Source organism: Streptomyces scabiei 87.22 (assembly GCF_000091305.1).
Lineage (GTDB): Bacteria > Actinomycetota > Actinomycetes > Streptomycetales > Streptomycetaceae > Streptomyces > Streptomyces scabiei.
This window is the reverse complement of sequence record NC_013929.1, coordinates 6,130,122-6,143,109: the sequence shown is the minus strand read 5'-3', so window position 1 is coordinate 6,143,109 and position 12,988 is coordinate 6,130,122. Positions and strand designations below refer to the sequence as shown.

At 70.2% G+C, this 12,988-nt stretch carries 10 protein-coding genes and 1 rRNA gene; 1 reads left to right on the top strand and 10 read right to left on the bottom strand.

Features of this window, described 5'->3' with window-relative positions:
• Nucleotides 1-35 precede the first annotated feature (35 nt).
• Both SCAB_RS26335 and SCAB_RS26330 read right to left on the bottom strand, forming a co-directional pair.
• Nucleotides 36-1,561 (bottom strand): 16S ribosomal RNA (locus tag SCAB_RS26335).
• A 578-nt stretch (nt 1,562-2,139) separates the two neighbouring features.
• Nucleotides 2,140-3,147, bottom strand: a complete 1,008-nt coding sequence (locus SCAB_RS26330; RefSeq protein ID WP_013003126.1) for a stage II sporulation protein M — start codon at nt 3,145-3,147, stop codon at nt 2,140-2,142.
• Between the two features lie 159 nt (nt 3,148-3,306).
• Between SCAB_RS26330 and SCAB_RS26325 the strand changes: the two genes are divergently transcribed.
• Nucleotides 3,307-4,260 (top strand): RDD family protein, encoded by a 954-nt coding sequence (locus SCAB_RS26325; RefSeq protein WP_013003125.1) that lies wholly within the window; start codon nt 3,307-3,309, stop codon nt 4,258-4,260.
• A gap of 45 nt (nt 4,261-4,305) precedes the next feature.
• Here SCAB_RS26325 and SCAB_RS26320 read toward each other — a convergent pair whose 3' ends face one another.
• The 8 genes from SCAB_RS26320 to SCAB_RS26290 form a co-directional block, all read right to left on the bottom strand.
• Nucleotides 4,306-4,920 (bottom strand): hypothetical protein, encoded by a 615-nt coding sequence (locus SCAB_RS26320; RefSeq protein ID WP_013003124.1) that lies wholly within the window; start codon nt 4,918-4,920, stop codon nt 4,306-4,308.
• A 160-nt stretch (nt 4,921-5,080) separates the two neighbouring features.
• Nucleotides 5,081-6,538, bottom strand: coding sequence for an adenosylhomocysteinase (ahcY, locus tag SCAB_RS26315; protein WP_013003123.1), 1,458 nt, complete (start codon nt 6,536-6,538; stop codon nt 5,081-5,083).
• Between the two features lie 387 nt (nt 6,539-6,925).
• The gene (locus tag SCAB_RS26310; protein ID WP_013003122.1) at nt 6,926-7,903 is read right to left on the bottom strand and encodes a cation diffusion facilitator family transporter; all 978 of its coding nucleotides are present in this window, start codon (nt 7,901-7,903) and stop codon (nt 6,926-6,928) included.
• Between the two features lie 184 nt (nt 7,904-8,087).
• Nucleotides 8,088-9,239 (bottom strand): mannose-6-phosphate isomerase, class I, encoded by a 1,152-nt coding sequence (gene manA, locus SCAB_RS26305; protein ID WP_013003121.1) that lies wholly within the window; start codon nt 9,237-9,239, stop codon nt 8,088-8,090.
• A gap of 65 nt (nt 9,240-9,304) precedes the next feature.
• Nucleotides 9,305-10,432, bottom strand: coding sequence for an SIS domain-containing protein (locus tag SCAB_RS26300; protein ID WP_013003120.1), 1,128 nt, complete (start codon nt 10,430-10,432; stop codon nt 9,305-9,307).
• 108 nt (nt 10,433-10,540) lie between these two features.
• Entirely contained in the window at nt 10,541-10,711 is a 171-nt protein-coding gene (locus SCAB_RS45280) for a Trm112 family protein (protein WP_005485663.1), read from the bottom strand.
• A gap of 245 nt (nt 10,712-10,956) precedes the next feature.
• Nucleotides 10,957-12,321: a phosphomannomutase/phosphoglucomutase gene (locus tag SCAB_RS26295; RefSeq protein WP_013003119.1), complete on the bottom strand. Its 1,365-nt coding sequence runs from the start codon at nt 12,319-12,321 to the stop codon at nt 10,957-10,959.
• A gap of 204 nt (nt 12,322-12,525) precedes the next feature.
• Nucleotides 12,526-12,948, bottom strand: coding sequence for a DUF3499 domain-containing protein (locus SCAB_RS26290; protein ID WP_013003118.1), 423 nt, complete (start codon nt 12,946-12,948; stop codon nt 12,526-12,528).
• Between the last annotated feature and the right edge of the window lie 40 nt (nt 12,949-12,988).

Below are 12,988 nucleotides of genomic sequence, written 5' to 3'. Positions count from 1 at the left end.
CCCTGGCTGCCTTGCGGCAGCTAGATGCTCCTTAGAAAGGAGGTGATCCAGCCGCACCTTCCGGTACGGCTACCTTGTTACGACTTCGTCCCAATCGCCAGTCCCACCTTCGACAGCTCCCTCCCTTACGGGTTGGGCCACCGGCTTCGGGTGTTACCGACTTTCGTGACGTGACGGGCGGTGTGTACAAGGCCCGGGAACGTATTCACCGCAGCAATGCTGATCTGCGATTACTAGCAACTCCGACTTCATGGGGTCGAGTTGCAGACCCCAATCCGAACTGAGACAGGCTTTTTGAGATTCGCTCCGCCTCACGGCTTCGCAGCTCATTGTACCTGCCATTGTAGCACGTGTGCAGCCCAAGACATAAGGGGCATGATGACTTGACGTCGTCCCCACCTTCCTCCGAGTTGACCCCGGCAGTCTCCTGTGAGTCCCCATCACCCCGAAGGGCATGCTGGCAACACAGAACAAGGGTTGCGCTCGTTGCGGGACTTAACCCAACATCTCACGACACGAGCTGACGACAGCCATGCACCACCTGTACACCGACCACAAGGGGGCGACCATCTCTGGCCGTTTCCGGTGTATGTCAAGCCTTGGTAAGGTTCTTCGCGTTGCGTCGAATTAAGCCACATGCTCCGCTGCTTGTGCGGGCCCCCGTCAATTCCTTTGAGTTTTAGCCTTGCGGCCGTACTCCCCAGGCGGGGAACTTAATGCGTTAGCTGCGGCACCGACGACGTGGAATGTCGCCAACACCTAGTTCCCACCGTTTACGGCGTGGACTACCAGGGTATCTAATCCTGTTCGCTCCCCACGCTTTCGCTCCTCAGCGTCAGTAATGGCCCAGAGATCCGCCTTCGCCACCGGTGTTCCTCCTGATATCTGCGCATTTCACCGCTACACCAGGAATTCCGATCTCCCCTACCACACTCTAGTCTGCCCGTATCGAATGCAGACCCGGGGTTAAGCCCCGGGCTTTCACATCCGACGCGACAGACCGCCTACGAGCTCTTTACGCCCAATAATTCCGGACAACGCTCGCGCCCTACGTATTACCGCGGCTGCTGGCACGTAGTTAGCCGGCGCTTCTTCTGCAGGTACCGTCACTTTCGCTTCTTCCCTGCTGAAAGAGGTTTACAACCCGAAGGCCGTCATCCCTCACGCGGCGTCGCTGCATCAGGCTTTCGCCCATTGTGCAATATTCCCCACTGCTGCCTCCCGTAGGAGTCTGGGCCGTGTCTCAGTCCCAGTGTGGCCGGTCGCCCTCTCAGGCCGGCTACCCGTCGTCGCCTTGGTGAGCCGTTACCTCACCAACAAGCTGATAGGCCGCGGGCTCATCCTTCACCGCCGGAGCTTTCCACACTCATCGGATGCCCGAGAGTGTCGTATCCGGTATTAGACCCCGTTTCCAGGGCTTGTCCCAGAGTGAAGGGCAGATTGCCCACGTGTTACTCACCCGTTCGCCACTAATCCCCACCGAAGTGGTTCATCGTTCGACTTGCATGTGTTAAGCACGCCGCCAGCGTTCGTCCTGAGCCAGGATCAAACTCTCCGTGAATGTTTACCCGACTGTGCTTAATTAAAAGCGTCGGTGCACACATCACGAGAGCGGAACCACCGGAGGAATAGTCCGATGGTTCACAGCGTCCTCGCTGTGTTTTATTTCAAAGGAACCTCGTCCCAGCAGATGCTGGAGACGGGGTATCAACATATCTGGCGTTGATTTTTGGCACGCTGTTGAGTTCTCAAGGAACGGACGCTTCCTTTGTACTCACCCTCTCGGGCTTTCCTCCGGGCTTTTCCCTTCGGTCTTGCTGTCTTGCGTTTCCGACTCTATCAGACCGTTTCCGGTTCCGATTTCCTCGGTGCTTTCCAGGTTTCCGCTTTCGCGTTTCCCTTTCCGGCGAGTCCGACTTTATCAGAAGTCTTTGGCCGGACTGACCGGCCGTTCGTTTCCGATTCATCGGGTGGGCTCACTCGGGAAATGCCTTCACGAGAAGCCGATAGATTTTCACTGCGCCCTGGGGTATGACCACCTCTAGGCAACTGTTCGAATCTACCTCCCCACAGGCACCGTGTCAACGGCTCTTGCGGGAACGAAGAGGAGACTAACAGTCCGGCAGGGGTGGACGCACATCAGGCCGCCGTGGGGACCGTGGCGCTGCGTTCGTGCTCCTCCACATCGCCCGTGTCACCGGCGCGGACGGCACGTCCGCCCAGGACGTAGACGTAGGCCAGGAAGGCGAGTTCGGCGAGGACACCGATGCTGATGCGGGCCCAGGTGGGCAGGCCGGACGGGGTGACGAAGCCTTCGATGGCGCCGGAGACGAACAGGACCAGCGCCAGGCCTATCGCCATGCCCAGGGCGGCTCGGCCCTCCTCGGCCAGGGCCACGCGCCGGGTGCGCGGCCCCGGATCGATGACGGTCCAGCCGAGGCGCAGGCCGGTGCCCGCGGCCACGAAGACGGCCGTCAGTTCCAGGAGGCCGTGCGGAAGGATCAGCCCGAGGAACACGTCGAGGCGCCCGGCCGAGGCCATCAGACCGATGCCCACACCCAGGTTCAGCATGTTCAGGAGCAGGATCCAGAGGACCGGCAGGCCCAGGAAGATGCCCAGGACCAGGCACATCGCGGCGGCCTGGGCGTTGTTCGTCCAGACCTGGGCCGCGAAGGACGCGGCGGGATGGCTGGAGTAGTACGTCTCGTACTGGCCGCCGGGGCGGGTCATCTCGCGCAGGGCGTCGGGGGCCGCGAGGGATGCCTGGACCTCCGGGTGGACGCCGATCCACCAGCCGAGGAGCGCGGCGACGAGTGTGGAGAGCAGGGCGGTGGGGACCCACCAGTGCCGGGAGCGGTAGACCGCGGCGGGGAAGTGGTGGGTCAGGAAACGGGTGACGTCGCGCCAGGAGGCCCGCCGGTTGCCCGTCACCGCGCTCCGCGCGCGTGCCACGAGTCGGCTGAGGCGTCCGGTCAGCTGGGGGTCGGGTGCGCTCGACTGGATCAGTGAGAGGTGGGTGGCCGTGCGTTGGTAGAGCGTGACGAGCTCGTCGACCTCGGCACCGTCGAGCCGGCGCTGGCGGCGGAGCAGGGCGTCGAGGCGGTCCCACTCGGCACGATGGGCGGACACGAAGACGTCGAGGTCCATCGGGTGTGCTGCTCCTCGTCCCTCTGTGAAACCGCGTGTCGGCTTGTCGTACTGGTCTTACTGATCTCACTGGTCGTACTGCGGCGCGATCTGTCCTCAGCTTGGCAGACTGGCCACTCTCGGGGCAGGTCAGGGCAGGAAACCGGAAGGACTACGGGTGTGAGTGAGCTGGTGACGGGCGAGGCGGTGGCTCTGGAGCTGCGTCCCGCGAAGCTGCCGAGCCGGGCGCTGGCCGTACTGCTCGACCTGGTCGTGGCCGTGGTCGTGTATCTGGCGGTGGTCCTGGTCCTGGTGCTGTCGACGGCCGGCCTCGACGAGGCGGCGCAGACGGCGATATCCATCGCGAGCTTCCTGCTCGTCCTGGTGGGCGGGCCGATCGCGGTGGAGACGCTGAGTCATGGGCGTTCGCTGGGGAAGCTGGCGTGCGGGCTGCGGGTGGTGCGGGACGACGGGGGACCCATCCGGTTCCGGCACGCGTTGGTGCGCGGTGCGGTCGGTGTGGTCGAGATCCTGATGACGTTCGGCGTCGTCGCGTGCATCGCCTCGCTCGTGTCGGCGCGGGGGCGGCGGCTGGGTGACGTGTTCGCGGGGACGCTGGTGGTGCGGGAGCGGGTGCCGAGCGGGCAGACGGCGTTCGTGCCGCCGCCACCGCCCTGGCTGGCGGGGCGGTTCTCCGAACTCGACCTGTCCGCCGTTCCCGACGGGCTGTGGCTGGCCGTCCGCCAGTACCTCACCCGCATGCGGCAGCTGGACCCGCACGTCGGGGCGGCGATGGCGGAACGTCTCGCCACGGACCTCGCGGCGCGGACGGGGGCTCCGCCGCCGTACGGGGTACCGCCGGGCGCGTACCTGGCGGCCGTGGTCCACGAGCGGCAGGCGCGGGAGGCTCGGCAGGCGTTCGCGGGCGCGGCCGGCGCGGCGGGCGTACCGGGTGGGCCTGTCGGTGGGCCCGGCTGGGGCGCGCCGGGGACTCCGTCGGTCGCTCCGGCGTACGCGCCGCCCGGGGGGTACGTGAGCCCCGGCGCGACCACTCAGCCTCACACGCCGCCGCCTCAGACGCCTCAGACGCCTCCTGCCGAGCGTCCCGCCACCGGGTTCGCGCCACCCGCGTGAGTGTTCGCCCGGCTGCCGGTCGGCAGTCGGCAGTCGGGCGCGCTCTCAGTCGAACGTCGACGGCGGTGTCTCCAGGTGTTCCAGCTCGATCCCGGGGGCCGCGAGGACGACGTCGCCGGCGAGGTGGACGCTGTGCTGCTCACCCGTGTCCAGGGCTGTGACCTGGTACGTGTCCACGGTCAGGGGGCCGTTGTCAGTGGCGTGTGTTTCTCTTTCGATCAGCGCCCAGGACTGGTCCAGGGTGCGGGGGGCCAGGACCGGGTCGGTGAAGGCCACGAGGCGTAGCCGCGTGGCGGGCGCGGAGGGGGTGAGGCGCAGGAGGCGGGCGGTGGCGATCAGGAAGGCGGGGGAGGTTCCGGTGAAGGCGTGGGCGCGGACGTTGCCTTCGGTGGCCTCGGTGCCGGCGGGATCGGTACGGACCCAGGTGACGCCGTCGAGGGCGGCGCCGCGGACCTGCCAGCTCGCGGCGTGCAGTTCGAGGCGGATCGGGCGGCCGAGTTCGTCGAGGGCGAGGTCGACGGAGCCTGCGTGATCACCGGACGGGGTGGTCCGTTGGGAGACGTAGCGCCAGCCGGACGGGCCGGGCGCGCAGTGGAAGTGTTCTTCGGCGAGGGGGGTGTGGTCGTGCGGGTCGTGGAACGAATACCGGCCGCGGGGCATGGGGGTCCTGGGGTCCTGACGGGTCGGCCCGGTCCGGTGCGGAGCACGGGGCGAACGGGCAGGCCCCCGGCACGGGGGTGCGGGGGCCTGCCTGGGAGCTGCTGCCGGGACGGGTGCGTCCCTGCGCGTCACCGCGCGGACGCACCCGCCGTCGGGCGGATCAGTAGCGGTAGTGGTCCGCCTTGTACGGGCCGTCGACGTCGACGCCGATGTACGAGGCCTGCTCGGGGCGGAGCGTGGTGAGCTTCACGCCGAGCGCGGCGAGGTGCAGCCGGGCGACCTTCTCGTCGAGGTGCTTGGGCAGCGTGTAGACCCCGATGGGGTACTCGGACTGCTTGGTGAACAGCTCGATCTGGGCCAGGGTCTGGTCCGCGAAGGAGTTGGACATCACGAACGACGGGTGACCGGTGGCGTTGCCCAGGTTCAGCAGGCGGCCCTCGGACAGGACGATGAGGACCTTGCCGTCGGAGAAGGTCCACGTGTGGACCTGCGGCTTGACCTCGTCCTTGACGATGCCCGGGATCTTGGCGAGGCCGGCCATGTCGATCTCGTTGTCGAAGTGGCCGATGTTCCCCACGATGGCCTGGTGCTTCATCCGGGCCATGTCCGAGGCCAGGATGATGTCCTTGTTGCCGGTCGTGGTGATGAAGATGTCGGCCGTCTCGACGACCTCGTCGAGGGTCGTGACCTGGTAGCCGTCCATCGCCGCCTGCAGCGCGCAGATCGGGTCGATCTCGGTGACGATGACGCGGGCGCCCTGTCCGCGCAGGGACTCCGCGCAGCCCTTGCCCACGTCGCCGTAGCCGAACACGACGGCGGTCTTGCCGCCGATGAGGACGTCGGTGGCGCGGTTGATGCCGTCGATCAGGGAGTGGCGGCAGCCGTACTTGTTGTCGAACTTCGACTTCGTCACGGCGTCGTTCACGTTGATCGCCGGGAAGAGCAGCTGGCCGTCACGCTGCATCTCGTACAGGCGGTGGACGCCGGTCGTGGTCTCCTCGGTCACGCCGCGGATCTCCGAGGCGAGCTGGGTCCACTTCTGGGAGCCCTCGGTGATGGTGCGGTTGAGGAGTTCGAGGATGACGCGGTGCTCCTCGTTCTCGGCGGTGTCGACGGCGGGAACCTTGCCGTCCTTCTCGTACTCGACGCCCTTGTGGACGAGGAGGGTTGCGTCACCGCCGTCGTCGAGGATCATGTTGGGGCCGCCGGTGGGGCTGTCCGGCCAGGTCAGCGCCTGCTCGGTGCACCACCAGTACTCCTCCAGGGTCTCGCCCTTCCAGGCGAAGACGGGGACGCCCTGGGGGTCGTCCGCGGTGCCGTTCGGGCCGACCGCGATCGCGGCGGCGGCGTGGTCCTGGGTGGAGAAGATGTTGCAGGAGGCCCAGCGGACCCGGGCGCCGAGGGCGACCAGGGTCTCGATGAGCACGGCGGTCTGCACGGTCATGTGCAGGGAGCCGGTGACGCGGGCACCGGCGAGGGGCTGTGCCTCGGCGTACTCCTTGCGGATCGCCATCAGGCCGGGCATCTCGTGCTCGGCGAGGGTGATCTCCTTGCGGCCGAACGCGGCCAGGGAGAGATCGGCGACCTTGAAGTCCTGCCGGTTGTCGACAGTCGTCATGAAGAGCTGCTCCTCGGTTTCGGGGCGAGGGTGGTCAGGGCTGGTCTGCGCGGCGGCGGACACAGGGGTGCCCCGAAGAGGACACAGGGATGCCCGCGTGCGCGCAGCGCAGTCCGTCGGAGGCCCTCTCTCCCTCGGCCGGTCCCCGGTGGGACCGCCCGACCGCCATCAGCAGCGACGTCTGGCTCCGTCCCAAGCTACACCGGTCGGCCCTGCCTGCCCCAGTCCGCCTGGGTACGGATTGAGCCGAAGCCGGGGTCGGCACCGGCGGTGTCCGGGGCCGGGGTCCCCGTCCGTGAGCCCCGGGCGGGGTGGGACCAGGGACGGGAAGGGCCCGTCGCGCGCGTGCGCGACGAGCCCTTCCCGCGTCGGTGCCGGCCGGTGGGCTCAGTGCTCGGCGGTGGGGGCCGGGCCGCCGGGGGCAGCCTCGGCGTCGGCTCCCTTGGCGGCCTCGGCCTCGCTGTAGATGTCGGGTTCGAGGTAGATCACGCGGGCGATCGGGACGGCCTCGCGGATGCGGGCCTCGGCGGCGTCGATCGCGTGGGCGACCTCGGTGGCCGTCTCGTCGTGCCGGACGGCGATCTTGGCGGCGACCAGCAGTTCCTCGGGGCCGAGGTGGAGCGTGCGCATGTGGATGATGGCGGGGACGGTGTCGCCGTCGACGATCGCGGCCTCGATCTTCCTGACCTGGTCCGCGCCGGCGGCCTCGCCGAGCAGCAGGGACTTGGTCTCGGCGGCGAGGATGATCGCGATCAGGATGAGCAGGGCGCCGATGCAGAGGGTGCCGATGCCGTCCCAGACGCCGTCGCCGGTGAGCAGGGCGAGGCCGACGCCGCCGAGGGCGAGGACCAGGCCGACGAGGGCGCCGAGGTCCTCCAGCAGGACGACGGGCAGCTCGGGGGCCTTGGCGTGCCGGACGAACTCGGTCCAGGACTCGCCGGCGCGCAGGCCGTTGGACTCCTTGATGGCGGTCCGGAAGGAGAAGGACTCGGCGATGATCGCGAAGACGAGGACACCCACCGGCCAGTACCAGTGCTCGATCTCGTGCGGCTCCTTGATCTTCTCGTAGCCCTCGTAGAGGGCGAACATGCCGCCGACGGAGAAGAGGACGATGGAGACGAGGAAGGCGTAGATGTAGCGTTCGCGGCCGTAGCCGAAGGGGTGTTGCGGGGTCGCCTCGCGCTGGGCCTTCTTGCCGCCGAGCAGGAGCAGTCCCTGGTTGCCGGAGTCGGCCAGGGAGTGCACCGACTCGGCGAGCATCGATGACGAGCCGCTGAAGACGAACGCCACGAACTTCGCTGCCGCGATCGCGAGGTTGGCGGCGAGTGCCGCCACGATCGCCTTGGTGCCGCCTGACGCGCTCATGTGTCCGAGGTGTCCCTTCGCCTACGCGTGTGTCCGTGCGTGGGCTTGGGTACCCACGCTTGCGTCCGTCACCGGCCGGGCTTTGCCCGCCTTTTGCAGGGGGCATTGTTGCAGCCCGGTCCGGCGTCGGTGCGCCAGGCTGTGGATAAGCGGGCCGCCGCCTCGTCCACGGGGAGCGTGCCGCTCAGGCGATGACGGTGGCGCGGAACAGGGTGCCCGGTCCGGACACCTCCGCCCGCTCGTCCGCCGGTACGAAGACGGACTCGCCGGGGGCGAGCGTGTGTTCGCCCGCGCGGACCGAGCCGGCCGTGCAGAGGAGGATCTGCGGGGTCGCCCGGGTGAGGTCGTGCGGGGCTGTGGCCTCGGGCAGGACGTAGCGGGAGAGGCGGAACTCGTCGATGGGGGTCTCGTAGACCTCTTCGCCGTCGGGGGACGCCTCGGGGCGCAGCACGCCGGGGTCGGTCGCCTCGAAGCGGACGACGCGCAGGAGTTCGGGGACGTCGACGTGCTTGGGGGTCAGGCCGCAGCGCAGGACGTTGTCGGAGTTGGCCATGATCTCGACGCCGAGGCCGTTCAGGTAGGCGTGCGGGATGCCGGCGCCGAGGAACAGGGCCTCGCCGGGCTGCAGGGTCACGTGGTTGAGGAGCATGGCGGCGAGGACGCCGGGGTCGCCCGGGTAGTGGTGGGCGATGTCGGCGTACGGGGCGTAGGCGCCGCCGAGGCGGGCGCAGGCGGCCGCGGCCTCGGTGACCGTGTGGGCCGTCTCCTCGGGGTCGGCGCCCAGGATCGCGGTCAGCACCTCGCGCAGCGCGGCCTCTTCGGGCCGGGCGTGCAGGAGGTCGACGTACGGCTTGAGGGAGTCGACGTCTAGGCCGGCGAGCAGGTCGGCGGCCCGCAGCGGGTCGCGGAAGCCGCACAGGCCGTCGAACTCCGTGAGGGCGCAGATGAGTTCGGGCTTGTGGTTGGCGTCCTTGTAGTTGCGGTGGCCTGCGTCGATCGGGACGCCGCGCCGCTCCTCGTCCTCGTACCCCTCCTTGGCCTGTGCGAGGTCGGGGTGGACCTGGAGGGAGAGGGGGGCGCCGGCGGCGAGGAGCTTGAGGAGGAAGGGGAGGCGGGGGCCGAACCTGGCGACCGTCCGGGGCCCCAGCTCGCGTTCCGGGGCCGCGTCGATCACCGCGGTGAGGGGTCCGCGCCCGGTGCGGGAGGGGGCGCCGGGGTGGGCTCCCATCCACATCTCCGCCTGCGGTTCGCCGGTGGGCGCCACGCCGAGGAGCTGCGGGATGGCCGTGGTCGAACCCCAGGCGTAGGGGCGGACGGTGTTGTCGAGGCGGTCCATGCTGTGAGTTTCTCCGTACGTGGGGAGCCTGCGGGGCCCGGCCGGGGGCCGGGCTGCGGCAAGGATCAGGCTCCGGAGGCGAGCGACAGGTAAACGGCGGCGAAATCCGTGATGGCGATCATCTCCGCGAGGGTCTCCAGGTCGCTGCCCTCCTCCGGTTCCAGCTCGCTGATCGCGGTGTCGTGGCCGAGGGCCAGCTCGCGGGCGGCCGGGACGGCGCTCAGGCCACCGGTCGGGCGGTCGCGCAGCAGCACCACGCGCGCGTGGAAGGCGGGCGGGTCCTCGACGCGGTCGCGGAAGAAGTCGTCGGGGTCGGCGCTGGCGGCCAGCGGGCCGGAGAGCAGCACCGCATGGGAGGCGAGGGCTTCCGGGAGCTGGGCGGCGAGCGCCGGACGGCCCGCCAGGTCGGCGAGCGCGGAGGCGAAGCGGCGGCCCACGGGTCCCGCCGCCTGGCCCTCGGTCCAGATCACCGGGAGCGAGTCGGCCAGTTCGGCGGCGAGCGTCTTGGCCGGGTTGCCGTAGGTGGCGATGGCCGGGCCGCAGCGCTCGGCGACCTGGTCGAGACGGTCGGCGACCTTCTGCAGGGCGTCGGGCGGGGCGGTGACCACACCGGTGCGGTCCAGCAGGGCGAGCATCGGCGTGAGCAGGGCCCACAGGACGCCGGGGGCGGCGGCGCCGAGCGGCACCTCCTGCTCGTACGGACCGGTGGCCATCGGGACGAAGAGGCCGTGGGCGCGTTCCACCGCCTCGGCGACGGGGGTGCGGGCCGGGGCCACGGCGACGACCGTGCTGCCTCGGCGGTACGCCTGGTCGACGAGGAGGGAGAGGCCGGGCTCGCTGCCGTCCGCGGTGGCGACCAGGAGGAGGTCGACCGGGCCCGCCCAGCCGGGCAGCTCCCAGCGCAGGGCGCCCGCGGCGGGGGCCACGCCGGTGGGGTGGAGGCGGGTGAGGGGGCAGTTGGCCCCCGCGAGGGCGCCGAGCAGGTCGGCGACGCCCGCGGACGCCATGCCGGGACCTGCGACGAGGAGGGCGCGGGGACGCCCGTCCGGTTTCAGCCCCGGGATGCCGGCCTCGGCACCGAGCCGGATGGCCGTACGGACCCGGGCCCCCGCCTCGGCGGCGCCCCGCAGCAGGTCGCGGCGGTCGGCCTCCGACAGGGCGTCGGGGGTGTCCAGCAACGATTCGTCCAGCATGGGCGGAAGCCTCCGATTCGCCGGGTGCCCGGGTACGCCTTGTCGCCAGTTCGCCGGGTTTCCCGGCTCGGGCGGATCACGCCTCGCGCGCGAGCCCGATCGCGCGGGTCACGCGGGGCGGCGGGCCTCGTCGACGAGGAGTACGGGGATGCCGTCCCGGATCGGGTAGGCGAGGCCGCAGTCCTGGCTCGTGCAGGTCAGCTCGGTGTCCTCCTCCGTGAGGGGGGCGTGGCACGCCGGGCAGGCGAGGATCTCCAGGAGGCCGGCTTCGAGCGGCATGTCGGGTCCCTTCGGGGGCGGATTCGTGCGGTGTGCGGCCTGGTCAGGGTACCGCCGTGCGGGGGTCGGCGCCGGGGTTGGGGGCGGGTGCCGTTCGCCTCCGGCGGTCCTGCCCGTCCCTCCCCCGCTCTCGGCTTCGCTCGAGCGGGAGGTGTCCCCACCGAAGGACTGCGCCCCTTCGGCCCCCAGACGTCCGCCCGGTGGGGGCTGGTCGCGCAGTTCCCCGCGCCCCTGACGGGGCACGCTCACGCCCTGATGATCGCCAGGACTTCGTCTCTCACCTTCGCCATCGTCGGCTCGTCCTTCGCCTCCGCGTTCAGTCTGAGCAGCGGTTCCGTGTTGGAGGGGCGGACGTTGAACCACCAGTCGGCGGCCGAGACGGTGAGGCCGTCGAGGTCGTCCAGGGTGACGTCCTCCCGGTCTCCGTAGGCGGAGCGCACCGCGGCCAGACGGTCCGCCTGGTCGGCGACGGTGGAGTTGATCTCGCCGGAGCCGGCGTAGCGGTCGTACCGGTCGACGAGGGCGGAGAGCGGGCCGTCCTGGCCGCCGAGGGCGGCGAGGACGTGCAGGGCGGCCAGCATGCCGGTGTCGGCGTTCCAGAAGTCGGCGAAGTAGTAGTGGGCGGAGTGCTCGCCGCCGAAGATCGCACCGGTTCTGGCCATCTCGGCCTTGATGAACGAGTGGCCGACGCGGGTGCGCACCGGCGTGCCGCCGTGCTCGCGCACCACCTCGGGGACGGACCGGGAGGTGATCAGGTTGTGGATGATCGTGCCCTTGCCGCCGTGCCGGGCGAGTTCCCGCGCGGCGACCAGGGCGGTGATCGCGGAGGGCGGGACGGGGTTGCCCCGCTCGTCGACGACGAAGCAGCGGTCGGCGTCGCCGTCGAAGGCGATGCCGAGGTCGGCGCCCTCCTCGCGGACCCGCTGCTGGAGGTCGACGAGGTTCGCCGGGTCGAGGGGGTTGGCCTCGTGGTTGGGGAAGGTTCCGTCCAACTCGAAGTAGAGCGGGACGAGGTCGAGGGGCAGCCCGGCGAAGACCGTGGGGACGGTGTGGCCGCCCATGCCGTTGCCCGCGTCGACGACGACCTTCAGCGGGCGGACGGAGGTCAGGTCGACGAGGCCGAGCAGGTGCGCCGCGTAGTCCTCCAGCGTGTCCCGCCGGGTGATCGTGCCCGGCGTGGCGGCCGGTGCCGGTGCGCCCGACTCGCTCCAGTTCTCGGCCAGTTCACGGATCTCGGTGAGGCCGGTGTCCTGGCCGACGGGGGCGGCGCCCGCGCGGCACATCTTGATGCCGTTGTACCGGGCGGGGTTGTGGGAGGCCGTGAACATCGCGCCGGGCAGGTTCAGCGCGCCGGACGCGTAGTACAGCTGGTCGGTCGAGCAGAGGCCGATCTCGGTCACGTCCACGCCGAGCGCCGCCGCACCGCGCGCGAAGGCACGCGACAGGCCGGGCGAGGAGGGGCGCATGTCGTGGCCGGTCACGATGGCGTCCGCGCCGGTCACCCGTGCGAAGGCCGCCCCGAAGAGTTCGGCCAGGGTCTCGTCCCACTGGTCCGGGACCACCCCGCGCACGTCGTACGCCTTCACGATCGTCGACAGATCAGCAGCCACGGGCACATCCTCCAGAAGTCCTCACCGGCCACCCAAACTACCCGGCGGCGCCGGCGGTGGACCGTGTGACCTCCTGGAACGTCCGGCCGCATGGGCCGAAGGCGGGTGGGGCGGGCCGGGGGCGGGGACGGCGACCGCGCGACGTGCGTGGGCGGGGAGCGCAACGGCCTTGCGCGGGGCGCCTGTTGCCGAAGGAGCGGGTGCTCAGTTGTCCGGGGAGCGCAGGACCCGGAGGTGGCCGCGGCGGGCGACCTCCATCGGGTCCGCCGTGCGCGGACCGCCGCCGGCCTGCGCGGCGCGCTGCTGCGGACGGGCCGCCTCGCGCACGGCGTTGGCGAGCGCTTCCAGGTCGTCACCGCTGGGGCGCGCGGGCGCCGAGGCGTCCAGCAGCCGTACGACCTCCCAGCCGCGCGGCGCGGTGAGGCGCTCGGAGTGCTCGGCGCACAGGTCGTAGCAGTGGGGTTCGGCGTAGGTGGCGAGAGGGCCGAGGACCGCGGTCGAGTCGGCGTAGACGTACGTCAGCGTCGCGACGGCGGGGCGGCCGCAAGCGGTGCGCGAACAGCGACGTACAGGGCTCACGATGTTGGACGGTACCGCACTCTTGAGCGGGCCGCGACGACTCTCCACCAGGTCACTCCACCGTGTCGTGCTGTGAAACGCCCCACAC